This is a genomic window from Streptococcus sp. F2 (genome assembly GCF_056500955.1).
Genome location: NZ_JBWKAI010000005.1, coordinates 1 through 25363, shown reverse-complemented (window position 1 = coordinate 25363; position 25363 = coordinate 1). Strand labels below are relative to the sequence as shown.

At 41.7% G+C, this 25363-nt stretch carries 25 protein-coding genes and 1 pseudogene; 14 read left to right on the top strand and 12 right to left on the bottom strand.

The window, feature by feature from the left end; all coding sequences use genetic code 11:
• Positions 1-16: 16 nt before the first annotated feature.
• The 6 genes from ACYTR8_RS02830 to ACYTR8_RS02805 all read right to left on the bottom strand — a co-directional run bounded on the left by ACYTR8_RS02830 (position 17) and on the right by ACYTR8_RS02805 (position 4737).
• Complete coding sequence (locus ACYTR8_RS02830) at positions 17-520, bottom strand: hypothetical protein (RefSeq protein ID WP_443597059.1); 504 nt, start codon at positions 518-520, stop codon at positions 17-19.
• A 301-nt stretch (positions 521-821) separates the two neighbouring features.
• On the bottom strand, positions 822-1361 hold the full coding sequence (gene nusG, locus ACYTR8_RS02825) for a transcription termination/antitermination protein NusG (RefSeq protein WP_002987881.1): 540 nt from the start codon (positions 1359-1361) through the stop codon (positions 822-824).
• 218 nt (positions 1362-1579) lie between these two features.
• A complete protein-coding gene (secE, locus tag ACYTR8_RS02820; RefSeq protein ID WP_003052994.1) occupies positions 1580-1756 on the bottom strand; it encodes a preprotein translocase subunit SecE in 177 nt (58 codons plus the stop codon).
• A 12-nt stretch (positions 1757-1768) separates the two neighbouring features.
• The gene (gene rpmG / locus ACYTR8_RS02815; protein ID WP_003052996.1) at positions 1769-1921 is read right to left on the bottom strand and encodes a 50S ribosomal protein L33; all 153 of its coding nucleotides are present in this window, start codon (positions 1919-1921) and stop codon (positions 1769-1771) included.
• 48 nt (positions 1922-1969) lie between these two features.
• Positions 1970-4318, bottom strand: a complete 2349-nt coding sequence (gene pbp2a / locus ACYTR8_RS02810; RefSeq protein WP_479641636.1) for a penicillin-binding protein PBP2A — start codon at positions 4316-4318, stop codon at positions 1970-1972.
• Positions 4319-4356: 38 nt separating this feature from the next.
• Positions 4357-4737 (bottom strand): RidA family protein, encoded by a 381-nt coding sequence (locus ACYTR8_RS02805; protein ID WP_003054743.1) that lies wholly within the window; start codon positions 4735-4737, stop codon positions 4357-4359.
• 344 nt (positions 4738-5081) lie between these two features.
• Here ACYTR8_RS02805 and ACYTR8_RS02800 point away from each other — a divergent pair, with 344 nt between their 5' ends.
• Both ACYTR8_RS02800 and ACYTR8_RS02795 read left to right on the top strand, forming a co-directional pair.
• Positions 5082-5273 carry a hypothetical protein gene (locus ACYTR8_RS02800; protein WP_003053001.1) on the top strand — a complete coding sequence of 64 codons (192 nt, stop codon included), beginning with the start codon at positions 5082-5084 and terminating at the stop codon, positions 5271-5273.
• Complete coding sequence (locus tag ACYTR8_RS02795) at positions 5257-6168, top strand: RluA family pseudouridine synthase (protein WP_479641635.1); 912 nt, start codon at positions 5257-5259, stop codon at positions 6166-6168. Before ACYTR8_RS02800 ends, ACYTR8_RS02795 begins: the two co-directional genes overlap by 17 nt.
• Positions 6169-6269: 101 nt before the next feature.
• Here the strand turns inward: ACYTR8_RS02795 and ACYTR8_RS02790 are convergent, their stop codons facing one another.
• Positions 6270-7910, bottom strand: coding sequence for a zinc ribbon domain-containing protein (locus ACYTR8_RS02790; protein WP_479641634.1), 1641 nt, complete (start codon positions 7908-7910; stop codon positions 6270-6272).
• 281 nt (positions 7911-8191) lie between these two features.
• On the opposite strand from ACYTR8_RS02790, the gene ACYTR8_RS02785 reads away from it, so the two are divergent.
• Positions 8192-9688: a C69 family dipeptidase gene (locus ACYTR8_RS02785; protein ID WP_111717682.1), complete on the top strand. Its 1497-nt coding sequence runs from the start codon at positions 8192-8194 to the stop codon at positions 9686-9688.
• A gap of 333 nt (positions 9689-10021) precedes the next feature.
• Positions 10022-10489 (top strand): 8-oxo-dGTP diphosphatase, encoded by a 468-nt coding sequence (locus ACYTR8_RS02780; RefSeq protein WP_111717683.1) that lies wholly within the window; start codon positions 10022-10024, stop codon positions 10487-10489.
• A gap of 218 nt (positions 10490-10707) precedes the next feature.
• Here ACYTR8_RS02780 and groL read toward each other — a convergent pair whose 3' ends face one another.
• The 5 genes from groL to ACYTR8_RS02755 all read right to left on the bottom strand — a co-directional run bounded on the left by groL (position 10708) and on the right by ACYTR8_RS02755 (position 16150).
• Positions 10708-12333 carry a chaperonin GroEL gene (groL, locus tag ACYTR8_RS02775; protein WP_479641633.1) on the bottom strand — a complete coding sequence of 542 codons (1626 nt, stop codon included), beginning with the start codon at positions 12331-12333 and terminating at the stop codon, positions 10708-10710.
• Between the two features lie 35 nt (positions 12334-12368).
• A complete protein-coding gene (gene groES / locus ACYTR8_RS02770) occupies positions 12369-12659 on the bottom strand; it encodes a co-chaperone GroES (protein WP_003054738.1) in 291 nt (96 codons plus the stop codon).
• A gap of 177 nt (positions 12660-12836) precedes the next feature.
• Positions 12837-15281: an ATP-dependent Clp protease ATP-binding subunit gene (locus ACYTR8_RS02765; RefSeq protein WP_111717685.1), complete on the bottom strand. Its 2445-nt coding sequence runs from the start codon at positions 15279-15281 to the stop codon at positions 12837-12839.
• Complete coding sequence (locus ACYTR8_RS02760) at positions 15281-15742, bottom strand: CtsR family transcriptional regulator (protein WP_003054759.1); 462 nt, start codon at positions 15740-15742, stop codon at positions 15281-15283. The genes ACYTR8_RS02765 and ACYTR8_RS02760 overlap by 1 nt, the downstream gene beginning before the upstream one ends.
• Positions 15743-15946: 204 nt before the next feature.
• Positions 15947-16150 (bottom strand): cold-shock protein, encoded by a 204-nt coding sequence (locus ACYTR8_RS02755; protein ID WP_003053018.1) that lies wholly within the window; start codon positions 16148-16150, stop codon positions 15947-15949.
• 410 nt (positions 16151-16560) lie between these two features.
• Between ACYTR8_RS02755 and ACYTR8_RS02750 the strand changes: the two are divergent.
• From ACYTR8_RS02750 to ACYTR8_RS02705, 10 genes and pseudogenes are all read left to right on the top strand, one after another.
• Positions 16561-17535: pseudogene (locus ACYTR8_RS02750) on the top strand (amidohydrolase family protein).
• A gap of 132 nt (positions 17536-17667) precedes the next feature.
• Entirely contained in the window at positions 17668-18123 is a 456-nt protein-coding gene (locus ACYTR8_RS02745; protein WP_003053027.1) for a MarR family winged helix-turn-helix transcriptional regulator, read from the top strand.
• A gap of 3 nt (positions 18124-18126) precedes the next feature.
• On the top strand, positions 18127-19509 hold the full coding sequence (locus ACYTR8_RS02740; protein ID WP_479641658.1) for a GNAT family N-acetyltransferase: 1383 nt from the start codon (positions 18127-18129) through the stop codon (positions 19507-19509).
• A gap of 115 nt (positions 19510-19624) precedes the next feature.
• Positions 19625-19903, top strand: a complete 279-nt coding sequence (locus ACYTR8_RS02735; protein WP_479641632.1) for a GNAT family N-acetyltransferase — start codon at positions 19625-19627, stop codon at positions 19901-19903.
• 300 nt (positions 19904-20203) lie between these two features.
• Complete coding sequence (locus ACYTR8_RS02730; RefSeq protein ID WP_479641631.1) at positions 20204-20788, top strand: GNAT family N-acetyltransferase; 585 nt, start codon at positions 20204-20206, stop codon at positions 20786-20788.
• Positions 20776-21036, top strand: coding sequence for a hypothetical protein (locus tag ACYTR8_RS02725; protein WP_111717692.1), 261 nt, complete (start codon positions 20776-20778; stop codon positions 21034-21036). Before ACYTR8_RS02730 ends, ACYTR8_RS02725 begins: the two co-directional genes overlap by 13 nt.
• Before the next feature lie 11 nt (positions 21037-21047).
• Entirely contained in the window at positions 21048-23105 is a 2058-nt protein-coding gene (locus tag ACYTR8_RS02720) for a cation:proton antiporter (protein ID WP_479641630.1), read from the top strand.
• A 131-nt stretch (positions 23106-23236) separates the two neighbouring features.
• Positions 23237-23860, top strand: coding sequence for a VOC family protein (locus ACYTR8_RS02715; RefSeq protein ID WP_479641629.1), 624 nt, complete (start codon positions 23237-23239; stop codon positions 23858-23860).
• A 12-nt stretch (positions 23861-23872) separates the two neighbouring features.
• On the top strand, positions 23873-24481 hold the full coding sequence (locus tag ACYTR8_RS02710) for a flavin reductase family protein (RefSeq protein WP_111717694.1): 609 nt from the start codon (positions 23873-23875) through the stop codon (positions 24479-24481).
• Positions 24482-24493: 12 nt separating this feature from the next.
• Entirely contained in the window at positions 24494-25114 is a 621-nt protein-coding gene (locus ACYTR8_RS02705) for an alpha/beta hydrolase (protein WP_111717695.1), read from the top strand.
• Positions 25115-25363 lie beyond the last annotated feature (249 nt).

The following is a 25363-nucleotide window of genomic DNA, read 5'->3' as shown; positions in this document are numbered from 1 at the left end:
GATAAGAAATCTAGTCTTAACTGTTCTGTTCTTTTCTTTCTACTGGAAGGCTTGATACTGCTAATTCATCTAAAATTTCTTTAAATTTTTGTCCATTCATAGCAGAATTAACGTCATGTCTAAGCTTAGTAATTATTTTATTAGGGTTATCTGAGTTATAGTTATTAGACATAAATTCGTCATATTTTGACAAAAGATTTTGCTTTAGCTGCTGTTTTCTATCTTGAGAAAGGCTTGAATCGTCTATACTATTTAAGATATTTCTGAATTCATACCCTCCTACAGCTCTTTTAGATCCTTTTAGAGCATCTATAGTTTCATGAGAAATGACTGCATTATCCACTAACTCAGTTGCTTTAGCTCGAGTTTCTGCATCAAAATTTGCATCTGCAATTTCTTGACGCGCCTCACTACTGAGTCGTTTGATGGTTTCTAAATTATTCCCATTATCCGCAGCTACTGTGCTACCTAAGATAAATACGGCTGATACTGAGGCTAACCCGAAGGCTGATTTTCTCAAGTAATACTTCATTTGTTTGTTGCTTTCATTCCTATTCCCCTTTAATGATGTGAAGAAAACGTTATCCTAATTATCATCATTTATAATCCTAATCTTAGTTATAAATAGTATTAAAGTTAATGTCGAGGTTAAAATAATATTTAGTTAACTTTCATCGTTTTACAAGGAATTTCATGATAAAATAGCAAATTGGCGCATTTTTTAATATTGAAATATTAAAAAATCGGACGATTATATTTTCTCATCCGATTCGTGTTTTTTAAAAGATTAAAACATTAAAATATATTAGAAATTTTAATGATTATAGTTCTGCGATTTGGTAAAGTTCAACTTCGGCTACTGTTTCTGATCCAAACATGTTCAACATCAGTTTCACCTTGTTATTTTCAATCTCAACCACACGGCCTTCTTGTCCCATAAAGGCACCGTCGATGATTTGAACCACATCGCCCTCTTTGATATTGGTATCAAAGACATCAATGGTTTGCCCCATAGATAATAGGATGGCACGGATTTCTTCTTCAAGTAGTGGCGTTGGTTTAGAACGGTTCCCGTGTGAACCCACGAACCCAGTAACGTTTGGCGTGTTACGCACCACGAACCAAGCTTCATCTGTCATGACCATTTCTACCAATACATACCCTGGGAAGCGGTTTTCTTCGATTTCTTTGGTTTGCCCATTTTTTTCCACGTTAACGGTTTGCGTTGGGATTTCCACGCGCAAAATATTGTCCAACATGTTGTAAGTCTGCGCACGTTGCAAGAGGTTTTCTTTCACCTTGTTTTCGTAGCCTGAGTAAGTTTGGAGGACGAACCAGCCCTTGTCAAAAGAATCTAACATGATGTTTCCTTTCATTATAAAAAAGCCTCTTTTGGCTTTTGCGATGTTTTCTATTACTCTCATTATAATAGAAGAAACCGTCACTGTCAATGAAAGACCTTGCTCCTGACACTTTCGAATCTCCTTTTTCAACCTGAGCTATTAAGCACTCAAAAAGGCTGGGAACAATTCCCAGCCTGGCTTTTCCAAGCGATGTTTTCCAATTTCTTTTAGTTAACTTAGAAGAAATTGATCAATGATAATACGCCTTTTGACAACAACTGGTCAAAGATATAGATAATCACCGTAAAGAAAGCTGTGTACTCAAGAACTGAGATAAAATCTTTCCAACGTTGCTTACGGTCTGGCCATGTTGTGTCTTTTAAGACTTTAAAAATCCCACTAATGAATCCCATCAGGCTCTCCTCTTAACGTGTTTCCTTGTGTAAGGTATATTTTTTACAATACTTGCAAAATTTGTTGACTTCTAGACGTGTTGGTTTTGGGGTGCTGCTTACTCCGATAGAGTAGTTGCGGCTGCCACATTCGACACACGCTAGGCTTGCTTTTTTCTGTGCCATAACGCCTCCGTAGTCCATATTCTACCATGATTTTTAGAATTCCGCAAGCTATCTGAAATAGTCCACAATACCGTTCCAGATGGATTGGGCTTTATCACGCAAGCCGGATTGATCAACGGCATCAGAAAAGGATTTTGAGGCTTCCTCGGCTGATTTTCTCAAACCATCAATGATGGACTGGGAATCAATCCCTGTCTGGTTACCCGTTTCATTAATTCCATAGACAGCTGCAATGCCATTTTGAGCGTAAGCATTATCCACATGAAATTGGCTTCCTTTTGTGTAAGGGAGGATATAAGAAGCTTGGGTACTAAAAATCGTTGAGGCTGTTCCTGCACTGGAGTCGGTCAGGTAATGGTTTTCATCGGTCTGGTTAAAGCCCACCCACTGGCTGATGACCACATCTGGGGTGTAACCAATGACCCACTGGTCTCCTGCAACATCTGGGTTAAAGCTCGTTTCGGTGGTTCCTGTTTTTCCAGCCAAGGTGTAACCATAGACGTTAGCGTTAACGGCTGTTCCGTTTGAGAAAGTCCCTAACATCATACTTGTCATCTTGTCAGCAACAGATTGGCTAATCACACGCTTAGCCTTATCGGTAAAGGCTTTGACCACCTCACCTCTGGCATTTTCAATGCGGGTGATGAGATGAGCAGGGTGAATCACCCCATTATTAGCAAAGGCAGCGTATGCCTGAGCCATTTCCAATGGATTGGTGGTCACACTACCGCCGAGAGCTACGCCCAACTCTTTTTTGGCAGAGGTCATGTCTAGACCGAACTTTTTCCCATAGGCAAAGGCCTTATCAATACCAATGTCATTTAAAGTCGAAACAGCTGGAATATTGTAAGAATTGGCTAGCGCTTGATACATGGGCACGTCTTCTGATTCGTAGTTGCCATAATTGTGAGGCTGATAGCCGTCAAAATCTTGAATCGTGTTCGGCAGTTCTTTTTCGATTGACCAGCCAGAAGCAACGGCCGGTGCATAGACTACAAGAGGTTTTATGGTCGACGCTGGGCTTCGTTGCCCTTGGGTCGCGTAGTTGAAACTTCTAAAGGTTGGATTCTCACTACTATTTACTCGACCAATTAGTCCACGAACCGCTCCTGTTTTAGGATCTAGGGCAACACTGGCAGCCTGCGCAGAGCTGCCATCATAGGCTGAGACAGGGAATAGATTATCATTATTAAAGGTCGTCTGCATACCTGTCTGGTAGTTTTGATCCAATTCTGTATAGACCTTGTAACCATTATTAACAATATCTTTTTCGGAAATACCGTAGGTTGAGATGGCCTCATTGATCACCGCATCAAAGTAAGATGGGTATTGGTAGTCATCTGACTTGCCAACGTAAGTATCGGCCAAGCGATTACCCATGCCAACTGTTTTAGCCTCAGCAGCTTGATCTTGGTTGATTCTCCCTGCATCAACCATAGCTCCTAAGACCGTATCTCTTCGGTTGGTTGCATTTTCGAGGGAATAATAAGGGTTGTAAATTTCAGGCCCCTTGAGCATTCCAGCTAAGGTAGCAGCCTCATCTAAGGTCAGGTTGGCCGCTGTGGTTCCAAAATACTTTTGACTAGCATCTTCGACACCCCAGACCCCATTCCCAAAATAAGAATTATTGAGGTACATGGTGAGGATGTCTTTTTTACTGTATTTTTTGGTTAATTCTAGGGCTAAGAAAAATTCACGCGCCTTTCGCTTAACGGTCTGATCTTGCGACAGGTAGGCATTTTTAGCCAACTGTTGGGTAATGGTAGAGCCACCTCCAAATCGGCCAGCTGTTACCACTGCCAGCAAGAAACGTTTGAGATTAATCCCATTGTTGCTATAGAAAGTTCTGTCTTCTGTAGCAATCACTGCATTTTCAAGGTCATCTGAAATGGCATCCAATTCCACATATGTCCCTTTTTGTCCAGACAAACTCCCCGCGTATTCGCCCGTATGGTCGTAAATGACGGTTGTCGCTTTCAAGGCATCTTGTAAGTCAGAAACCTTGGCTGTTTTTGAGAGGTAAAACAGGTAGGATCCTAGGAGTAAAACAAGAGTTCCTATTAAAATGACGAGAATCTTGCCAATATGGTAGCGACGCCAGAAACGGCGAATAGGGTTCTGCGGCGACGGCAAAATAGCCTCTAGTTTTTGTAACCAGACGGGCTGTTTTTTAGGGGCTGTTTCTCGAGATTTGCTGCGCTGAAAGGCAGCCGAAGCGCTTTGGTTTGCTGCTGAATCAGCTATTCCCACTTCCTGATAAGGCTCTTGCTCTTGTGATTGGAAGTCGTTACCGTCACCAAATCGTTGCGCTTGCAAGGCTTCTTCTTTTTTTAAGGCTTGTTTTTCCTGATAGCGTTTCGGAAAAAATTTTTTTTGTAAAAGTTCTAGAAATGTCATAGAGTCATTATACCACTAAGACCTTAAACAAGTCTTGACTAGCTAACAGGAATGTGTTTTGAATAAGCCACACCATCCACCTGGAACAGCAAGCCTTCTGGTCCACCATGGTGTGCAAATTCTGTCTGGATGGATTTACGGGCTGGGTAGCGACCGTTAAACCGTTCTTTAATAATCTTTTCCATCACAGGCACATTCCAAATATCTCTGAAGAGGCAGTCCATTTGAACCACTGCTTCCAAGGTCAAGCCAACAAGCCCCAAACGGCGTTCCATTTCATCAAAGGCGCCATTAATCTGGCTTTCAATATCTTGGCCAATATTACCCACGCAATAATTCAAATAGTAAAAGTCTCCTGCTTCTACAAGGCCTGTATGAGCCCATTCTTCGTTAACGTCATAGCGTCTAATTGTTTTCATTATTCTTCCTCTAATTATCGTTAAGCTTTTTATCATATTATAACAATTTCTGTTCAAATCTTATATTAAAAACCGTTGCAAAAGCATTTTTGACCATTAAAAAGACAGGTTCAAAATAGTCGTTACTGAAATCTTTCCTATTTAAATTAAAAACCTTGTTAGCAGCTGCTTTACCACCCTTAAAATAGCTCTACCGGTTAGCCAACAAGTCGATTACTCTGGAAAATTCTCCTTTCCTTGCGGTTCATCAGCTAATTTTGCCCTAAAACATGCTATAATAACACTAGATTCTTTCCTTATAAACAGGAAACCTAAAGACTAAAATAGAAAGATAGGACCCACGAATGAATAAATTCCAAGCCTTTAAAGAAACCTTATCTGCGGACAGTTTAAAAGCCATCTACGATGAAACCCGCCTTGAAGTGGCTAACGACGAACGCGAAGGAACGGAAGCCTTCTCTGCTGCGCTTGCCACACAAATGGCTGTCAACCTCGTTGAAAAATACCACGAGTGGCTCAATGAAGACCGTCACTAAACCATCTCAGGGCTTTACCGTTAGGTTTCAAAATCCTTATCAGACATTGACCGTTAAGGAACTTTTGGAGGACAAACTCTTGATTCCTCGCAAAATTAGGCATTTTCTGCGAACCAAAAAGAACGTCTTGGTTAATGGCAGTCCCATTACTTGGCAAAGCACTGTCAATAGCGGAGATCAGGTTGAACTTTTCTTTGATGAAGAGGGTTACCCTGATAAACCTATTGTGATGGGGCAAGCCAATAAGGTAGATTGCCTTTATGAAGATGACCATCTTATCATCGTCAATAAGCCTGAAGGGATGAAGACCCACGGCAATGAGCCCAACGAGTTAGCCCTTCTCAATCATGTGTCTGCTTACACCGGACGAACCTGTTATGTGGTTCATCGGTTGGACATGGAAACGAGTGGTGTCATAGTCTTTGCCAAAACCCCATTTATCCTCCCTATTCTCAACCGTCTTTTGGAAAAACGAGAGATTAGCCGAGATTATTGGGCATTGGTACACGGAACTCTCTCTAGCAAAGAAGTGAGCTACCGTGAGCCTATTGGTCGCCACCGTCACGACCGACGAAAGCGCGTGGTTGATGTGAAACAAGGTCAAAAGGCTGTGACAGACGTCAAGCTTCTCAAATCTTTCAAGCAAAACGTCAGCCTAATCAATTGTCGGTTACAGACGGGTCGAACCCATCAAATACGAGTCCACTCGTCTCATCACGGTCATGCTCTATTGGGTGATCCCTTGTATTCAAAAGGAAAAGCTGAGTGCCCTCGTCTTATGCTGCATGCTCATCAACTCCGACTGAGACACCCCTTAACCCAAGAGATGATTTGCGTGCAGGCCAAATCCACAACTTTCGAGACCGTCTTACAACAAGTAAAGGTTAAGGGATAACCCCTTAGCCTTTTTTAGTTATGCCACCAACTTAGCTTACTTGTGCCAAGTCCTTTGGTGAGATTTGTTTTTGCTCAGTATCTTTAAGGTAATCAGGTGACTTACTGTTTGGTCAAACTTAATCCCGGCAGTGGTTTGCTATAATCAAAATCACTGTCAGTTCCTGCTTGCCAAACGATAGGACTGGCTGTGTTACCAAACACTTTAAAACCGTAAGCGTATTTGACGTTAACGCCACCTAGACCTCCTCCTGGCGCTAGGGCACCCACATCACTACCCACATCTGGGGTGTAAAGATAAAGGCCATTTCCTTTATCCTCAACTTTGGTAATTTTAGCGGTTTTGGTTTGGCTAGGGCGATTTCCTGATTTATAGTCAACCCTAGTGGTAATGGTACCGTCCTCAGCGATGGTCACACTGATAGAAGCATCCTCTCGTTGCCCTGTCCAAGTCCCTAACATATTTTCAGGGAAGACCGATGGGGCCTTGACTTGATTATTTTCATTGGCAACGGTGATGTTTTTAGGCCCTGACTGACTAACGAGGTAAACCTCTCCCACTTTTTTCAAGGTCATTTTACCCGTCAACTCTTGGCTTATCCGTCCTGAGGTTTGTTTGGCAGGGTCAGTTGCTTTGTCATACATAAACTCATAGGTAGCTGTAAAATCAAGCAGATAGGATTCCTTGCCGACCTGAGTCATTTTGGTAAGGAGGATAGAGGGAATGCTAAGGCTACTTGCTCTGCGACTATCTGTCTGGAATTTTGCCTTAATAGATTCTTTCAATCCTCTATAAAAGTCATTGCTGGCACCAGCTTCAAAGACACTTCCTAAGGTCGCAGCATCTTGACCAGTACTAAGGTACTGAATCAGCTGATCAAAGGCTGACACCAAAATCTGCCCTGCTTTTTCTTCATCTAAGAGGTTATCCACAAGAATCTCCAGATGCCCGCCGTCTTCGATACCTGCTAGAGGATGTTTGCTAGAAGTGAGGTCTCCGTCTGGGAAAGTCTTTGTGATATAGGCTTCAGCCCCTTCTGTTACCGGGTAATCTTGTACCTGAAATTCTCCTTCTTTTAAGGTCCCTACGCGGTTATCATCAAAATAAAGTTCCCCTTCTTTGACATTGCTTGTCACCGTAAAGGTTTTGAACGTCACATTCAAATCCAGGACAGGATTCTGCCCATCATAGGTCTTTTTGACCTTGATTTTACGACCATTATGCTGACCGTTGATACTAGCTGTGTAGTCAGCCATCGGGAGACGGTCTAGCTTGACTGAGAAGGCTTCTGAATCCGACACAGCCACTTTCTTCTGGTTTAAGAGGACATCCACTTGAGGCACATTGGTCTGTATGGTCAAATCCATGGGTTTTAGGGCTATCCGATAATCTGGGAAAATCAGAAAACGACGCCCCACAGACACAACCTGGATAGGACTTTCTGGTCCAGCTTCTTTCAATTCTTTAGCTTTTTGAGCTAACTCTTTTTGGTTATAGCGTCTAAAATGAGTAAATCTAGCTTCGTCGTTGGTAATTTGTTCCTTGGTATCTTCCCACACCAAATACTCTTTGATGTTTTCAAACACAGGCCCAGAGGTTGCCGATCGAGCTTTTAAATAGGTATTAATACGGTTACCTTTAGAATAATGAAAAGCCCCAAAAAGCAGCAACAAGAGGAAGAAACTTCCTACAATGATAGCTAAGGTTTTAAAGCGTTGTTTATTACGAAATAACTTGGTCATATCAATAAGGCCAACTTTCTGTGTGTTTTCTCTATTATATCATAAAATAGCTAGTGCTTTTGATAGAGTCCTTGACGGAAGAAGACCTGAATGTAACGATTTCCCAAAGTCGAAAGGCATTGCCGGGATTGAGAAAATAAGGCACCCCTCTTATTTCTATAATTCTCGCAATATTTAGATAACTAACAATTTCAAAATGCTTGCGAAAAAACTTGAATTTTAAAAAGGGCAGTCTTATAATAGCTGGTGAAAGCGTTATCAAGTTTTTTAGGAGGTTTCGCATGACAAACAAAAAAATAGCTCTTGGGCTTCTATCTGTACTAGCAGCATTATCGTTCCAAAATGTTAGTTACGCTTGTACTGGTTTTATTATTGGTAAGGACTTAACAACAGATGGGTCCATTATTTATGGCCGAACAGAGGACCTAGAACCAAACCATAACAAGAATTTCGTGGTCCGTCCTGGCAAGGACAACAAGGCTGGAGAATTATGGAAAGATCAAGCCAACGGCTTTGAGTACCCTTTACCTGAGCATTCTTACCGTTATACCGCTGTTCCTGATGTGACGCCAAAAGACGGGGTCTATGATGAAGCTGGTTTTAATGAATTTGGGGTATCCATGTCCGCAACGGTATCAGCTTCAGCCAATGATGCCATTCAAAAAATTGATCCTTACGTTAAAGACGGCTTAGCCGAATCATCAATGACCAGTGTTATTTTGCCAAGTGTCAAAACAGCCCGTGAAGGCATTGAACGCATTGCTAAGATAGTTACCGAAAAAGGGTCTGCCGAAGGAAACATCGTTACCCTCGCTGACAAAGACGGCATTTGGTACATGGAGATACTTTCTGGCCACCAATACGTCGCCATTAAATTCCCAGATGACAAATTTGCTGTTTTCCCAAATACCTTCTATCTCGGCCACGTTGATTTTAATGATAAGACCAATACCATTGCCTCAGCTGATGTGGAAAAGGTAGCTAAAAAAGCCAAATCTTACACGGAAGTGGAAGGTAAATTTCACATTGCTCAATCTTACAATCCGCCGCTAAACGATGCCAACCGATCCCGCTCTTTCTCAGGCATCAAATCCCTTGACCCTGACTCAAAAGTCACCTACAAAGACAAAAACTACGAATTACTTCAAAGCACAGATAAAACCTTCAGTCTAGAAGATGCAATGAAGCTGCAACGTAACCGTTTTGAGGGACTGGACCTTAAACCACTTGACCAAATGGCATTAGATGGCAAAGGCAAACCAAAATCCAAAGATGCTGTTAAGGGCTATGCGTATCCTATTTCCAATCCAAATGTTATGGAAGCCCACATTTTCCAATTGAAAAAGGACATTCCTGCTGAATTGGGTGGTGGTGTGATGTGGCTATCTATTGGCAGTCCTCGTAACGCCCCTTACTTGCCATACCTCGGCAATATTAGTAAAACCTATGAAGCCTATCAAGAAAAGAGTACCAAGTATAATGATAAGTCATGGTACTGGACGGTGTCACATATTAATGACCTCGTGGCTACCCATCCAAAACAATTTGGGACTAAGGTTATTGACGAGATAAAAGAGCTCGAAAAAACGTGGATAACTGAACAAGACCAAACCAACAAAGAACTTAGCCAACTCGTGCAAACAGATCCTACAACTGCCCAAGAAAAAGCTGACGCGGTCTCCATGGCTCGAGCAGAAAAAACCTTCAAGCGCTTAAAAGCTATTGAAGCCAAACTAGTGAAAGAAAGCCCTAAAAATCGAAAAGCAACTCAGAAATAAGAAGCACAGGGTTATATTTCTATCGTTAAGCCTACAAAAACCTCCAAAAGCAAGAGAAACCTTGATTTTTTGGAGGTTTTTTGATTGGGAGATTCTTTTTGGGCCAGATATAACAATAAGGCCTCGCTCATGCGAGACCTTATCAAGTAGGAGGGGATGAATAAGATGAGTTTCGGTCTAAGAGAAAGGTGTTAATAACTCCCCTCCCTGTCGTCCAAACACTTATTCGTTTAAGGATTGTCCTTAGTATAAGGGAAGAGGCTTAAAAAAACCTTAATTCGCTTTCAAAAAAACAAATCCCTTATGCTATACTAATGACAAGAGGTATAAACTATGGAAGTCATCAAAAACTGGGTTAATATTTGTGTCAAACAAGGAGAGCATGTTCTTTTGCTCAACCGACAGCACGATAACTTTCCAGGTTGGATTCAGCCAGGTGGAAAGGTCAAGGAATCCGAATCATTCTTTGAAGCGGCGCTTAGGGAATTAAAAGAAGAAACTGGTCTAACTGCTCTTAATCTGCAATTAAAGGGAATTTCTGGTTTTATCAATCCTGATAAGCCAGAACGCTATGTCTATTACGATTTTCTCTGCGAAACTTTTGAGGGGGAATTACTGACTGAGTCCCGCGAAGGACTGCCAAAATGGCATGCTATCAGTGAGTTGGACACCCTTGATATGCAAGAGGATATTCGGCAACGCCTACCGCTTTATTGGCGACAAGGGTCGTTTGAGCGCATTCACTACTGGTCTGAAAGCCAGAAAAAAGTGGTTAAAACGATTACTCATTTGTATGATTAAGGTTTATTTAAGGTAGGCACTCTATACTATCCTTATCCTAAACTTTTTCTTTTTCAGAAATCTCATATTCTCCTAAAACAATTTCTTATTCCATTGCTTTAGGAGAGTATTTAAAAAAAAGTAGCCTTGACCAGTGTCAGAGCTACTTTTTTTAATGCAGTGAGTAAATCTAGGACACATCAAGCAGCCTAGATTTATTCATTATTAGTTGTTTTTATTTAGAAGCCACCCATCATGCCTGGATCCATTCCTGCTGGCATTGCTGGTGCAGCTGGTTCTGGTTTGTTGGCAACAACTGCTTCAGTTGTTAAGATAAGGCTAGCCACAGAAGCAGCATTTTGAAGGGCTGAACGGGTTACTTTAACAGGATCGATAATACCTGCCGCAATCATATCTACCCACTCACCTGTTGCCGCATTAAAGCCTGTTCCAACAGGGCTATTTTTCAATTTGTCGATGACAACGGAACCTTCGTAACCAGCGTTGAATGCAATTTGACGAACAGGTTCTTCCAACGCACGAAGAACAATATTGCGACCGGTAGCGTCATCGCCATCAAGCTCAAGAGCAGCTACTTTTTCGATCACCGTAATAAGTGCTGTTCCACCACCAGCAACGATACCTTCTTCAACGGCTGCACGTGTGGCATTCAAGGCATCTTCGATACGAAGTTTCATTTCTTTAAGGGCAGTTTCTGTTGCAGCACCTACCTTGATGACAGCCACACCACCAGCTAATTTCGCCAAGCGTTCTTGTAATTTTTCACGGTCAAAGTCAGACGTTGTGGTTTCTAGTTGTGACTTAATCAAGCCAACACGGTTGGCAATGGCTTCAGAACTTCCTGCACCTTCCACAATAACTGTGCTATCTTTATCCACAGTTACTTTAGCGGCTTGACCAAGAGCTGGCATCGTAGCGTCTTTCAATTCAAGACCCAAGTCTTCTGTAATGACTGTACCACCTGTCAAGATAGCGATGTCCTCAAGCATAACTTTACGGCGATCACCAAATCCTGGAGCTTTGACAGCAACCACATTGAAAGTACCACGAATTTTATTCAAAACAAGGGTTGGAAGAGCTTCGCCATCAACGTCATCGGCGATAATCAACAATGGACGGTTAGTTTTGAGAACTTCCTCAAGCAATGGGAGAATATCTTGGATGTTTGACACTTTTTTGTCAGTAATCAAGATAAATGGGTTCTCAAGGTCTGCAACCATTTTTTCATTGTCTGTGACCATGTATTGAGACAGGTAACCACGGTCAAACTGCATGCCTTCTACCACTTCAAGCTCTGTCTCCATACCACGTGATTCTTCGATGGTAATGACACCGTCATTGCCCACACGTTCCATGGCTTCTGAGATGTATTCTCCAACTTTTTCAGAACGAGATGACACAGCAGCAACTTGAGCAATCGCTTCTTTACCAGAAACAGGCTGAGCAATAGCTTTCAAGGCTTCAACGGCTGTTGCTGTTGCTGTTTCAATCCCACGACGAATACCAATTGGGTTGGCACCAGCAGTTACATTTTTAAGCCCTTCACGGACGATAGCTTGTGTCAATACTGTTGCAGTTGTGGTTCCGTCACCTGCGATATCATTGGTTTTAGAAGCAACTTCAGAAACCAATTTAGCTCCCATATTCTCAAAATGGTCTTCTAATTCAATTTCTTTAGCAATGGTAACACCGTCATTAGTAATCAAAGGAGATCCAAAAGCTTTTTCAAGAACCACGTTACGACCTTTAGGACCAAGCGTTACTTTTACCGTGTCCGCTAACATATCAACTCCACGCACCATAGCAGCACGCGCATCTGCTGAAAATTTAATATCTTTTGACATATTCAATCCTTCTTTCTATACAGAGATTTCTCGTCTTATTCTGCGACAATAGCGATGATGTCAGATTCACGAATGATAGACACTTTTTCACCATCAACAGTTACTTCTAAGTCATGTCCGTTTTCAACCAACACTTCCTGCCCAACGGCTACTGACGGAAGAACAGCATCACCAGTAATGGTACGAATGCCATTTTCGCTGACAGCAAGAACTGTCGCTTTGCGAGTTGACTCTTTATGAGTGCCTGCCAGAACAAAACCACCGACGGTCTGTTCTTTGTCTTCGTCAAATCTTACGACCACACGGTCACCTAATGGTTTTAACATGTATATTTCCTCCAATAAAAGAATCTTTAGTCATTTAGCACTCTTGTTGCACGAGTGCTAACTTTCTCCTCTATTTTATCACTTGGTCAAAAATAGTCAAGAAAAAAGAGTCCGTTTTCATAAGAACAGACTCTTTATTGTTCAGTGGCTATTAGCGATTCCGTTAGGGATAAGGATTCACTCAATGTTAAAGCTGAGTTTTCCATGAGAAAGGCCAATTTTCAGGGTATGACCACTTGCCAATTCACCAGCAAGAATCAATTCAGACAATTTATCTTCCACCTGAGTTTGCAAAGTGCGGCGCAATGGACGAGCACCCATTTCCACATCATACCCTTCTTCTGATAAATACTTGAGGGCCATTGGCTGGAATTTGAGGGTAATGCCTTTTTCTGCCAAAGTAGCGATCAACGGTTGCACCATAATCTTGACCACTTCTCTCATATTGTCCTGAGTGAGGCTGTGGAAGACAACCTTTTCATCAATTCGGTTGATAAATTCTGGTCGGTAAGCTTTCTTCAACTCTTCCAAAATCCGTTTTTCCATGGCTTGGTGGTCATGGCTAATGCCTTTTGCCCCAAAGCCAACTGTTTTATCATCACGCAGAGCTGTTGCCCCTAGATTACTTGTCATGATAATAATGGTGTTTGAGAAGTCCACTTTACGCCCACGGCTATCTGTCAACATGCCATCATCAAGCACTTGTAAGAGGACGTTGAAAATATCAGGGTGAGCTTTTTCCACCTCGTCAAAGAGGAGCACAGAATAAGGCTTGTTTCTGACCTTCTCTGTTAATTCACCCCCTTCATCGTAACCAACATAGCCTGGAGGTGCGCCATTAAGGCGAGAAGCCGCAAATTTTTCCATATACTCTGACATATCAAAGCGGATAAGGGCGGACGCGTCATCAAAGAGAACTTCTGCCAAGGCTTTTGCCAACTCGGTCTTACCAACCCCTGTTGGACCAAGGAACATGAAAGAACCGATTGGACGTTTACCTGTACGAATGCCTGACTGATTACGGCGAATGGCTCTAGAAATAGCTGAGACAGCATCTTCTTGCCCAATCACGCGCTTATGCAGTTCTTTTTCCAAATTAAGGTATTTTTTGCTATCAGCTTGGCTGAGTTTTTCCAGTGGAATACCTGATAGCTTGCTCAAGGTCGTCAGGATGTCCTCTTCTGTCACAGCTGTTGGCTTGCGATGTTGCCCTTTAACGTCTTTTGCCAACAAACGAGAGGCCTTCTTCATATCGCCATCAATCAAAGCTTGATCTAATGGCGTGATGATTTCTGGACTAGATTTTTTAACCATACCTTGCACTGTAGCACTGGCTTCATCCAATAAATCAATGGCAGAATCCGGAAGGTTTTTGCTGGTCAGATAGCGATGTGCCATTTTCACAGCGGTGCTAACAGCCTGATCAGCAATGGTAACATTATGGTAAGTCTCGTAAGAGCCTTTTAGTCCTAGCAGAATCTGATAAGCATCTTCTACATTAGGTTCTTCAATTAAAATCTTAGCAAAGCGGCGCGAAAGAGCGGCATCTTTTTCAATGTGTTTTTGGTATTCTTCCTGCGTTGTTGCACCCACCATATGGAGAGTTCCACGAGATAAGGCTGGTTTTAAAATATTGGCAGCATCAAGCGTGCTATCAATACCACTTCCTGATCCCATAATGGTGTGCAATTCATCTACGAAGAGAATAATCTTGCCATCTGACTCAATATCGTCAATGATTTGATTCATGCGCTCTTCAAAATCCCCACGAAAACGGGTCCCCGCAACAACACTCATCATGTCTAATTCTAGAACACGCATGTCTTGCAGTTCATAAGGAATAGCACCATTAGCAATACGTTGGGCAAGGCCGTAGGCAAGGGCCGTTTTACCCACACCTGCGTCACCCACAAGAACAGGGTTATTCTTGGTTTTACGACTCAGTACTTGAATCATCCGTGATACTTCAGCATCACGGCCAATAACTGGCTCTAAGAGACCTTGGCTTGCCATCTCGGTCAAATCACGTGTAAAGTCCGCCAAGTCCCCAGCCGTACTTGGTGGTTTCATCATGTCTGAAAAAGAACCTTGATTCTTGGTTTTCTTTGGCTTACGCAACTCGTGGATAGCCTTAATTATTTCCTTGCTATAGCCTGCATGAATCTCTATAGCTTTTCGTAAATCAGCTAAGCGAGGCTCCCCGTTTCCTTTATCCTTGATAGTATAACCCGCCATCTCTAATAAGCGAGTCGCCATAATATCTGGATTAAGCAAAATGGCAAAGAGAACATGCTCTGAACCTACCTCTTGGTCCTTGGTGACTTGACTGATAGCTTGGGCAAATTGCAAAAGGTTCGTTAAGGTTTTTGACTGAGGCCTAAAGTCAATGTGAGACACTTGGTCTTTAGGGCTTTTGCCCATCGCTAAAATAGCTGCAGCCTCATATTCTTCCACTGCAACCTTAGCATCAAATTCGCTTAGTACCAAGCCCGCTAGGGAGTGGTCAACCCTCGCCATAGCTAGCAATATATGCCAAGTTTCTAAGTGTTGGCTATCAAAGCGGGCTGCTTGAAACTGCGCCTGCCTGAAAATTTCTTGCATCTTCAATGAATACATGATCATTAATTGCTTCCCTTTCTATCTATACGCTGTAATAAACGGTAGAGCATTCGAGCACGGATTGCCGGCCCTTCCACACCTAGAACCTCATCAGAAGCCATGGCTAAAATGAGATTTCCCTCACGTTCTGTGATGAGGTGTTCGTCAAAGAGGAGTTGAATGGAGTCGGTAAAGACCTGCTCACTAAGGTGATCTTCAATAGAAGCCATTAGATTGCCAATCAGATGGTGCTTGTCTGAAAAATGAACCTTGGCAATACGAATATAGCCCCCGCCACCGCGCTTACTTTCGACTTCGTACCCGCGACTTTCTGTAAAGCGGGTTTTAATAACATAGTTAATCTGGCTTGGAACAACTTGAAAGGAATCCGCTAGCATGGAACGTTTAATTTCTGCAATTCCCGATTGGGCTAATAACTCTTTGATATATTCTTCAATACTGTCTGAAGTATTTTTTGTCGGCATGCTGTCACTCCTTTACTCATGAAGCATCTCAGTCTCTTAAAGGCACGACAGACGTGCGATTTGACTAAAACTGACTATTATTATAACAAATAGAAGACCTGAAAAGCAACTCTTTGCCATTGACAAGAGAGGTAAGAGAGGTAAGAGAGAAAAAAGCAGGCGCTAGCAATAGCACCTGCTTTTATCTCTTGTTTGTTAACCTGACTAAGCTAATTTAGTGATATTAACTGCTTGAGGGCCACGTTGACCTTCTTCAACGTCAAATTCCACTTTTTGTCCTTCTTCTAATGTTTTGAAACCATTAGTTTGGATTGCTGAAAAATGCGCGAAGACATCTTGACCGTTCTCAGTTGAAATAAAACCGAAACCTTTTTCAGCGTTAAACCATTTAACTGTACCTTGTGCCATATACATCCACTTCCTTTCTATAAAGCATTTGTAAAAATAGAGAGAAATAAAGATGTTGAAACACAAATACTAACTCAAAAACTAATTTACTTGCCAAGTGTAACACGTTTTAAAACCCCTGTCAATCTAAAACCTTAAAAAAAGATGATTATTTTTTTACTTTTTCTAAATTTTTTAAGATTATACTCCCTATTTGATTGGTCTCCAAGGCATCATAAGCTTGTTTTATCTCAAGTTAGTGATTTTTTGTTACAATAAAGATAAATCGTTGATGCTAACAAACTCCTACCTAAAGCGACGTAAGAAGGGAATTCTCCTTATTAAACGAAGGGATAGAAGGCGAGGCACCACAGGGCAAGAAAGGTCAAAATAACCTTTCCTATCACTGATGATAGAAAGAAGGTCAACTAATGACACAAACAGCTATTGACACACACGCCCATCTCTGGTCAGATGAGTACCTGGATTTATTAGAAAGCTTAGGTGGTAAAGGGATTGCCATCGCTAAAGGACTAAATGCCAGCGGGGAGCCACAAGATTTAGCCAAACGCCTTGACATGATGGACAAGGCTGGAGTCGATTATCAAGTGCTCTCGGCAATGCCGCAAGTTCCTCAATTTGGCAAACCACAAGAAGCTCTTGCAGCCGCTGAAATGATTAATAATTTTTACCATACTATTATTGACCAGCACCCCGACCGTTTCCGCGCCTATGGTGTCGTTCCTTTGCCACATGTTCAAGAGGCTATCCAAGAAGGGAAACGCATCATTGAAGAACTAGGATTTTTAGGAATCGCAGTCAATACCGTTCTTGAGACAGGCCAATCCATTGCTGATGACGCTTTTTTACCCTTCTTTGAAGCAATGGATGCTTTGGGAGTAATTATCTACATTCATCCCACAGGTTGTGGAGCTTTAAGCCCTATGGTCAATGATTATGACCAAGAGTGGGTGGTGGGAGAACCTATTGAAGATATGTTGGCCACCTTGTAACTTTTGAAAAGAGAATTCCCACAAAAATTCCCACACCTTGGTTTCCATATTGCGCATTTAGGTGGTGGTATTTCCTTTCAAATGCAACGCATTCTCGATAATTATGAGGACTGGCGTAGTTTTTCATACCATCCGCTTGAAACCTTGCAGAAGCACTTCTGGTTTGATACAGCCAATTTCCTCGAAGCCTCTCTTCTCCATAGTAACGAGATTTTAGGAAATCAACGCTTATTGGCAGGAAGTGATTTTCCTTATTTCCAAAATCAAAAATATACTCGAGCATTTTCTTACATCCGAGAAGCAAACTTAACTGATAATCAGAAAACAGCCATTTTAGAGACTAATGCTAAAGCCCTTTATGGTAATCGTTGGTCACTTTCTAAACTTCATTAACGAAAGCAATTGAGACAATAGCCTTAGCAGGCTTTGTCTCTTTTTTTAATCACTTGACTTTAAAAAAATATAGCAAGCTATGCTATTATGTTACTATTGTTTTGTATAGCAAGCTATATATAAGGAGGCAACATGCGCGAGAAAAACACTGTTTACCTGATTAAACGTGCTAATTTAAGTTTTGATAAAATTGCCAATCATACGCTGGCATCCTATGGCATTACCCATAGCCAATTTAAGTGCCTCAAATACCTTTATCTCTTTGAGAATGGTAGCCTTAACCAGAGGGATTTGGAGCATTATTTTAACATGAGCAATCCAACTGTCACAAGGATTCTGCAAAATTTGGAGAAAGAAGGGTGGATTAGACGGCTAGCTAATGGCAAGGATAAGCGTCAAAAGCAGTTGTACCTCACTGACAAAGCCTTGAGTATGCAAGAAACCTTTAAGGAGATTGCCACCCAACTGGAAAATCAGTTGACCCAACGCCTTACTGATGACGAATTGAATGACCTCCAAACCTTATTACGTAAAATGTTAGCCATTTCGCTAACTGCCGAGAAAGGAGCAGACCGTGACCACATTTAGAAAATTAACCACATTTACACATTTAAAGGAAGTAACTTCCTTATTCCCATGTTTTTGACCTCTATCATCTACACTTTTTACCCTCATCTCCTAAAACTAGGGGCTCCTTTTAGTGGTCTCTTCAGTCAAGACGCCACCTTTTTTATCATTGCGGTTTTACTAATGGTTTCTGGTATTCAGACTGATCTTGGTAAATACCCCAAAGTCATCAAGGCTATTGGACCTGTTTTGCTCTTAAAGATAGGAATCGCTCTACTGCTGACCTTAGCTTGGAAAGCATTCTTCCCCACAACGGGTTTTATAGGCATCACTGTCGTCACCATCACTGCCATTTTAATGTCTCTTAACCCTGGCATGTATCTGGTACTCCTGGGAAAAGATATCAGCGAAATGGAAGAAAGTGCCTTTTCCGTCATTAACTTACTGATGTTACCGGCCATTCCTTTACTTATTTTGAGTGTTGGTGAATCCAACATTAACCTCATGACACCCTTATTAGCCAACATTCTTCCTTTTGCCATTGGGATTTTGATTGGTTACTTATACCCTTCTAGTCGAAGTATGTTTAAGCCGCTCTCTATGATGTTGATTCCCTTTTTGGCAGTGACCTTTGGGGCTCGTATCAATATTATCATGGCTCTACAATCCAGCTTAACTGGACTGTTGTTGGTCATCTTGTATTACGCTTTAGGCGTCTTACCAGTGGCCCTCTTTGACAAAGCCTGGAACAAAAAAGAAGGCCGTATGACTTTATCCATGAGTTCAATTGCTGCCTTTTCCATGTCTATCCCTCCCTTTGTTAGCCAATACCTCCCTCTCTCCCAAGAGGTCATGGCTCAAAGTATTAGTCAGATTGCCTTTGCCGTTATTATTTCTAGCTTTGCAACTCCTTACCTTTACAAAAGAATCGTTAAAATCACTCCTAAAGAGGAAAAGATGGAAAAAATTTACCAATTATCACGGGATAACCACAAGCCAGAATTCTTGTTAGAAGCTATGGCAGCTGTCGAGTGGAAAGCGGGTGCTTACTTGGCTAAACGATTAGAAACCGGCCAACTCGATGCCTTGGATCAAGTGATTATCATGACAGACAGCCAAGACAACCTAATGGGATTTGCAGCATTGGTACAAGAAGATATTATTGAAAAACCAAGTTATGGTCCTTTCCTCTCAACAGTCTATGTAGCGCCTAATTATCGTGGACAAGGCCTAAGCTTGGAGCTGGTTGATCGCATCACTGAACTCGCCAAAGAAAAAGGCATTAAGAACCTTTACACCATTACCGCTCATAAGGGGCTCTATGAGAAGAACCAGTTTATTTTTGAAGGCCCTGTCCAAGATAAGTTTGGTCGTGACATGCGTCTTTTGGTCAAACATCTCAATTAGCGTCTACACGACGTCCTAAATGATTAAAATGTCTTTCTATTTGTCATAACTAACATCTTTTGTTACAATGTAACCATCATTATCATCATGGTTATAGTTAAAAGGAGGTTTTCTCATGGTCACTATTACGTTTGAAGCAAACAAAAATCGCTCAATAGCCCTCGATGAGGCCACAGAAATCGGAGAATGCACTGTCCGAAGCACGGATGACCTTTGGACGATTAACCACACGTTCGTTGACGAAGCTTATCAAGGTCAAGGAATCGCTAGACAACTAGTGGAGAAAATTGCTGATGAAGCCCGCAAAGCGGGCGTAAGGTTAGCTGCGACTTGCCCCTATGCTGTAAGGTTATTTGAGCAGACTCACGATTTTGATGATTTGCTTGCTAAATAAGGTTACGTCAAACCATTTTGCCTGTTAGTCACTGTTGGGGCTTATTTTCCGATGAACGTAACGGACAAATTCTTCTAATTTGTTAGCGTTATGAGCATGAACCCTTTTAAAGGGTATAACGGACAATCCTTTTATCATTACCGAGACAATCCTCGTTATCCTGACAAGGGTAGGAAAATTCCTCAAATATCTTGTGATTTTGAGCTTTTCCTGCCCTTATTTTGCAAGTTAACGGAGAAAAAGTGCTTAGGCGGATGGTTCCTTATCGATTGAATCAAAGGCTGGAAAGGAGACGACAACATGCTACCACCCACGTCTAAAAAAGGTTATCCTTGTCATTTAAAGGCTCTCATACCACCCACTTTTAGTTATCGTTCGTGGTACCAAGATGGAGACCAGCTCTATCACCTCAAAGCGGTCGATGCTAAACCACAGATGATTCTCAATCTGATGGAAAACAGTGATTGGGAAGCGTGTAGCGTCTTAGCTGATAAGATTAAAGATGACGCCCTTAACATTAAAGATATTATTATCGTACTCGTAGACAAGTACGGACACATGAAAGGAATAGCTGCTCTTTTATCAGAAGATATCACGACTTATTCCAATGATGGCCCCTTCCTTAGCGCTCTCTATGTCAGCCCAGCGTTTCGGGGACAAGGCTTGTGCCTTGATTTAGTGTCAATGATTGAAAAGGAAGCCATGAAGCGCAATTACCATCATTTATATGCTTTGGCCTACCATAGTCAGCTCTATGAGCGGTTAGATTATCACTATGTCGGCCATACCAGTGATGACTCGGGACATTCCCTAAAGGTATTTGAAAAAGAATTAGGAACGGTCTCATCTCATGTAATAACCAAGGAGAAAAAATGTCTCATTTAACAGTAACCGAACGCCTGGACGAAATGCGTCAAAAGTATATTGATGAAAGAACAGGTAATCATCCCGAGTCTTTAGGGTCTTGTAATGACCTCCGACAACTAAAGAAAGTCAAGAAAAAATTGTTAGCCCTTGAAAAGGAGCGCTGTCAATTACTGATTGAGAAGAAAGACATTACAGCTATTACTCAAAAAATCGCTCATTTAAAAACGTTATATATGGCTAAAAACAACTCAAAAGGACAGTCATAGGAGGATTTGCTATGCCCTTGTCAATGCTCCTCATCCTCTTTCTCATGTCACTTATTCTCTCCAACGTGCTTAACCGAATGTTTCCTCAATTGCCTCTTCCTGCCATCCAACTTCTTTTTGGGTTGGGCTATGGCATTTGGCATAGAGGAACAAGCATTCCGCTGGATCCTGAATTATTTTTAGCGTTTGTGATAGCCCCCCTAAATTTCCGCGAGGGGCAAGAGAGTGATATTAAAAATATTCTGACTTTTCGCTCAATTACTCTCTACCTCATTCTTCCTACTGTCTTACTTACCACAGTATTTCTGGGCTTAACCACTTACCATCTGTTACCAATACAAGTTCCCTTAGCTGTTGCTTTTGCTATGGGAGCTGCGCTTGCTCCAACTGATGCCGTTGCTTTGCTGTCTATTGCCAAGCGCTTTAACTTTCCCCAACACATCAAACATATCCTGACTTCTGAAGGTCTGCTCAATGATGCCAGTGGTTTAGTTGCCTTCCAATTTGCTTTAACGGCCTTAACCACTGGTTATTTTTCCCTGATAAAGGCTGGGTTACATTTGTTTTTAGCCATTGTAGGGGGCTTTCTAACAGGATTAGGATTCGCTTTAATACACAGACTCTTGCTATCTATTCTCGAAAAGTTTGATGCTAAGGATGTTACTGGAGCTTTGCTTTTGGAACTAACCCTTCCGATTGTCTCTTACTTTATTGCTCACCTACTAGGGTTTTCAGCCATTATATCAGTTGTTACTGCTGGTTTGATGCAAACCAATCGTCTCAAAAAAGTGACCTTATTTGATGCTCAAGCAGACCGTGTCACCCATATTATTTGGGGCACCATTAAGGTGATGCTAAACGGTTTTGTCTTTTTAGTTTTTGGGATTGAACTGGCTGAGATTTTAGGGCCTGTTTTAAGCAATCCTCATTATAGTAACTCTTATCTATTTGGACTAGTGATTGCCTTGACAGTCGCTCTCCTTCTCATTCGTTTTGGTCTAATTAGTCTTTTCTATCTGTACCATAGTATTCGACATCAAAAATCTTTCAAAGACTTTTTAGTTGATATTGTGTTGCTAACCTTTTCTGGAGCTAAGGGAAGTGTCTCAATCGCTACGATTTTATTGTTGCCTCGTATGGAGTCTTTCCAACACAGCCTTGTCCTTTTTATCGTGGGAGCGGTCACCCTGGTAAGTTTCTCAACAGGACTTATTGTTCTTCCGAGATTACTCCCGCCCTTAGCTGAACCGCCGAATCATTTTGATGAGATTAAGATTTTAACCACTGTATTACAACGACTGGAAATTGAAAGTAAACAAGCACCTGATAATCAAGCTGCCTTATATCAGGTGATGGATATTTACAATCAACGCATCGAACACCTTATTCTGGAACAAGAACCCAATTCGGTCAAAGAAGATCTGGCGGAATTACAACTGTTGATTATCGGTATTGAAACTAACGGTTTGGAACATGCCTTTTCCACAAAAGCTATTACTATCAAAGATTATCGTCTCTATCAAGCCTATCTTAAATCCCTTGAGAGACAAATTAATAGAAGCTTTGTTTCTAGTTTTAGGTATGGTTTGGCTATCTTTCTTCGAGTTATCCGTCGTTGGATGCGCGAGCTGCTGTCTTTTCACCATTTCTCTCCTAAGTTATTGACTGAGGACTCCTCTCAAGATCAACTTTTAGATGACCAAACACGAAATCGTTTAACAGATCTTTATCTCGGGAACACTGAGCTGATTTTGGAAGCACTTGAGGATTTAGAAGGGTATTATAATGCCTCCTTGGTTGATTTTTTACAAGGAAAACGTATCCAGGATGCCGAATTAATCAAATCTGGACTTTTTGTTGAACGGGTTATTACCCATTTCATTCCCGATAATAGTGGGGAATTATTACACGCCTTTTATTTAGAAAGGCGGGCTATCTATGAAGCTGAACAAGCACAAGAAATCACACCGACTCAAGCTCATGACCTCCGCCATACTGTTAATGAGCTTGAGACTTACTCACTTCGCCAACATGCTAATCCATTAATGGTTGATGTCGTGGATGGCTAACCTTTTTAGCAGATAATCATGTAAGCAAAGAAATATCTTTGCTTTCTTGTTTGCAAGCATATTTCTTTAAAATAACACTAATTAGTAATATTATGTGATTAGAATCTTGACATTAGAAATGAGGTATTCTTATGACAAACACAGCATTAATCGGTATCCATCATGTCCCTTTTGAGGAGACACAGTGGTCTGATGCGCCAGCTCTTTTCTTCCAAGATAAACACAAGTTAGACTTGGCTCTGGTTGAAGGAACAACTGAAAATGAAACACCTGCTATTTTAGGCTTCCATGGGGTAATGCTCTTATCCAGTGATGGTCAGGCTAGTCGTGAGTTTCTGACGACACTTATGGGACTAAAAGAAATCGATCAGACGGCTAGCTATAGGCGTTTTAAAACTCAAGGGAGCTTAGCTCATGAGGTTTTAATCCCTAAACAGGCTAGTCCAAGAGGAAGTTGGGGACCGGGTACAGGCCACCACATTGCTTGGAAAGTGACAGACAAAGACAGTTTGATGGCGTATCAGACAGAACTTGGCCAGCAGGGGTTTCATACCACTGTGATTCGCGATCGAAAATATTTCCAATCCATTTATTTGAGAGAGAGTGGCAAGGTGATTTTTGAATTTGCGACGCAAGGCCCTGGGATGACTGTTGATGAAACTATAGATCAACTGGGCCAAGCGCTCCAACTCCCCAAACGCTATGAAACAAGACGCCAGGAGATTACGGATAACCTTCCCCCTCTTCGAATCTAGAAATGAGCTAGTATGCTATCCATCAATCAAACAGACCTAAGCGATAAAGAAAACTATAACATTCTTATTGGTAGTGTTATCCCGAGACCCATTGCCTTTGTGACAACCTTGTCTGAGACTGGGGAACTTAATTTAGCCCCTTTTAGTTTTTTTAACATCGTTTCCTACCGCCCCGCCATTCTATCCATTAGCATTCAGCGAAAAAATGGTCAGATGAAAGACACTGCACGGCATATTCTTCGCCAAGGTGAGGCCGTTATTCATACGGTTTCTAGAGTTAATCTTTCTCAGGTCAATCAAGCAGCTATTGAGTTGCCTGCTGATCAAAGTGAGTTACCTTGTACTCATATGACTCCCGCACCATCTACTCGGCTAAAGACTCCTGGTGTCTTAGAAGCTAAGCTACGATTTGAAACCACCCTTTACCAACATATTCCTATCTCGGATGACAGGGGAGAACTTGTCGCTGATCTTATTTTGCTTCAGATTGTTCATTCCCATCTAGACGAAGAGGTTTACCAGGAAAACCACATTTTAGCGGAGAGATTGGAGCCAATGAGCCGTCTAGCAGGGCAAGATTACGCTCAATTGGGAGCCATTACCAGCCTAAAACGACCTTGACGGAGGTATCTTATGACCTATTTAGTAAAAAATGGTCACCCTGACCAACCAACTTTTATTTTATTACATGGAACGGGAGGCAATGAGGAAAGCTTACTGAACTTAGCAAACTTTCTCAATCCCGACGCGAATTTGATTAGTTTGAGAGGAGAGGTCAACGAAAATGAAGCGTTGCGATTTTTCAAACGCCACCGAGAAGGGCTCTTTGATGAAGAAGACTTGAATACTCGAGGAAGACAGCTGAAAGACTTTTTAGAAGAACAAGCCAAGACTCATCAATTTGATTTGTCAGATGCCGTTTTGATTGGCTTTTCCAATGGTGCTAACATGGCTATCAACCTTCTTTTGGCCGACCAAAGTTCTTTCCAAAAAGTTATCTTATTTGCACCCATGTATCCCGTTGACACTAGTAAGCTCACTGAAGATAAATCCCACCTCAACCTGTTTATCTCGATGGGAACCGAAGATCCTCTTGTTTCAATGGCAGATAGCCAACAGGTATTGTCGCTTTTTGAAAGTCGAAGGGCTAAAGTTACTCCATTCTGGGTTACTGGTCATGAGATCAGATTAGATAGTCTTCAAGCTGCCAAGGAATGGCTAGAGCAACTAACATCTAGCAGCAAGGAGCTTTAAAAACGTTCGTGAACATCCGTTTTAAACTGACGTCACTAACCCAAAACCAGCAAGAGGTTAGCCACCAATTTTGCTAGATCACGTCAAGTGAAAAAACAAAAAAAGCCTCCAAAGAGGCTTTTTCAGACTGAAGACAAAGTCCTTAGAATCACTTTTCTAGGGGCTTTTCATGATATTTAGGAGTATAATATAAGAAAAAGGACTTGTGAGGTTCTCCTATGTTACACAAAGAAAAACCTGATTATAACC

What these genes read in the sequence shown, in the direction of transcription:
- nusG (WP_002987881.1), bottom strand. Translation starts at nt 1,361, where the DNA reads ATGTTAGATTCTTTTGACAAGGGCTGGTTCGTCCTCCAAACTTACTCA.
- secE (WP_003052994.1), bottom strand. Translation starts at nt 1,756, where the DNA reads ATGGGATTCATTAGTGGGATTTTTAAAGTCTTAAAAGACACAACATGG.
- rpmG (WP_003052996.1), bottom strand. Translation starts at nt 1,921, where the DNA reads ATGGCACAGAAAAAAGCAAGCCTAGCGTGTGTCGAATGTGGCAGCCGC.
- pbp2a (WP_479641636.1), bottom strand. Translation starts at nt 4,318, where the DNA reads ATGACATTTCTAGAACTTTTACAAAAAAAATTTTTTCCGAAACGCTAT.
- ACYTR8_RS02805 (WP_003054743.1), bottom strand. Translation starts at nt 4,737, where the DNA reads ATGAAAACAATTAGACGCTATGACGTTAACGAAGAATGGGCTCATACA.
- ACYTR8_RS02800 (WP_003053001.1), top strand. Translation starts at nt 5,082, where the DNA reads ATGAATAAATTCCAAGCCTTTAAAGAAACCTTATCTGCGGACAGTTTA.
- ACYTR8_RS02795 (WP_479641635.1), top strand. Translation starts at nt 5,257, where the DNA reads ATGAAGACCGTCACTAAACCATCTCAGGGCTTTACCGTTAGGTTTCAA.
- ACYTR8_RS02790 (WP_479641634.1), bottom strand. Translation starts at nt 7,910, where the DNA reads ATGACCAAGTTATTTCGTAATAAACAACGCTTTAAAACCTTAGCTATC.
- ACYTR8_RS02785 (WP_111717682.1), top strand. Translation starts at nt 8,192, where the DNA reads ATGACAAACAAAAAAATAGCTCTTGGGCTTCTATCTGTACTAGCAGCA.
- ACYTR8_RS02780 (WP_111717683.1), top strand. Translation starts at nt 10,022, where the DNA reads ATGGAAGTCATCAAAAACTGGGTTAATATTTGTGTCAAACAAGGAGAG.
- groL (WP_479641633.1), bottom strand. Translation starts at nt 12,333, where the DNA reads ATGTCAAAAGATATTAAATTTTCAGCAGATGCGCGTGCTGCTATGGTG.
- groES (WP_003054738.1), bottom strand. Translation starts at nt 12,659, where the DNA reads ATGTTAAAACCATTAGGTGACCGTGTGGTCGTAAGATTTGACGAAGAC.
- ACYTR8_RS02765 (WP_111717685.1), bottom strand. Translation starts at nt 15,281, where the DNA reads ATGATCATGTATTCATTGAAGATGCAAGAAATTTTCAGGCAGGCGCAG.
- ACYTR8_RS02760 (WP_003054759.1), bottom strand. Translation starts at nt 15,742, where the DNA reads ATGCCGACAAAAAATACTTCAGACAGTATTGAAGAATATATCAAAGAG.
- ACYTR8_RS02755 (WP_003053018.1), bottom strand. Translation starts at nt 16,150, where the DNA reads ATGGCACAAGGTACAGTTAAATGGTTTAACGCTGAAAAAGGTTTCGGT.
- ACYTR8_RS02745 (WP_003053027.1), top strand. Translation starts at nt 17,668, where the DNA reads ATGCGCGAGAAAAACACTGTTTACCTGATTAAACGTGCTAATTTAAGT.
- ACYTR8_RS02735 (WP_479641632.1), top strand. Translation starts at nt 19,625, where the DNA reads ATGGTCACTATTACGTTTGAAGCAAACAAAAATCGCTCAATAGCCCTC.
- ACYTR8_RS02730 (WP_479641631.1), top strand. Translation starts at nt 20,204, where the DNA reads ATGCTACCACCCACGTCTAAAAAAGGTTATCCTTGTCATTTAAAGGCT.
- ACYTR8_RS02725 (WP_111717692.1), top strand. Translation starts at nt 20,776, where the DNA reads ATGTCTCATTTAACAGTAACCGAACGCCTGGACGAAATGCGTCAAAAG.
- ACYTR8_RS02720 (WP_479641630.1), top strand. Translation starts at nt 21,048, where the DNA reads ATGCCCTTGTCAATGCTCCTCATCCTCTTTCTCATGTCACTTATTCTC.
- ACYTR8_RS02715 (WP_479641629.1), top strand. Translation starts at nt 23,237, where the DNA reads ATGACAAACACAGCATTAATCGGTATCCATCATGTCCCTTTTGAGGAG.
- ACYTR8_RS02710 (WP_111717694.1), top strand. Translation starts at nt 23,873, where the DNA reads ATGCTATCCATCAATCAAACAGACCTAAGCGATAAAGAAAACTATAAC.
- ACYTR8_RS02705 (WP_111717695.1), top strand. Translation starts at nt 24,494, where the DNA reads ATGACCTATTTAGTAAAAAATGGTCACCCTGACCAACCAACTTTTATT.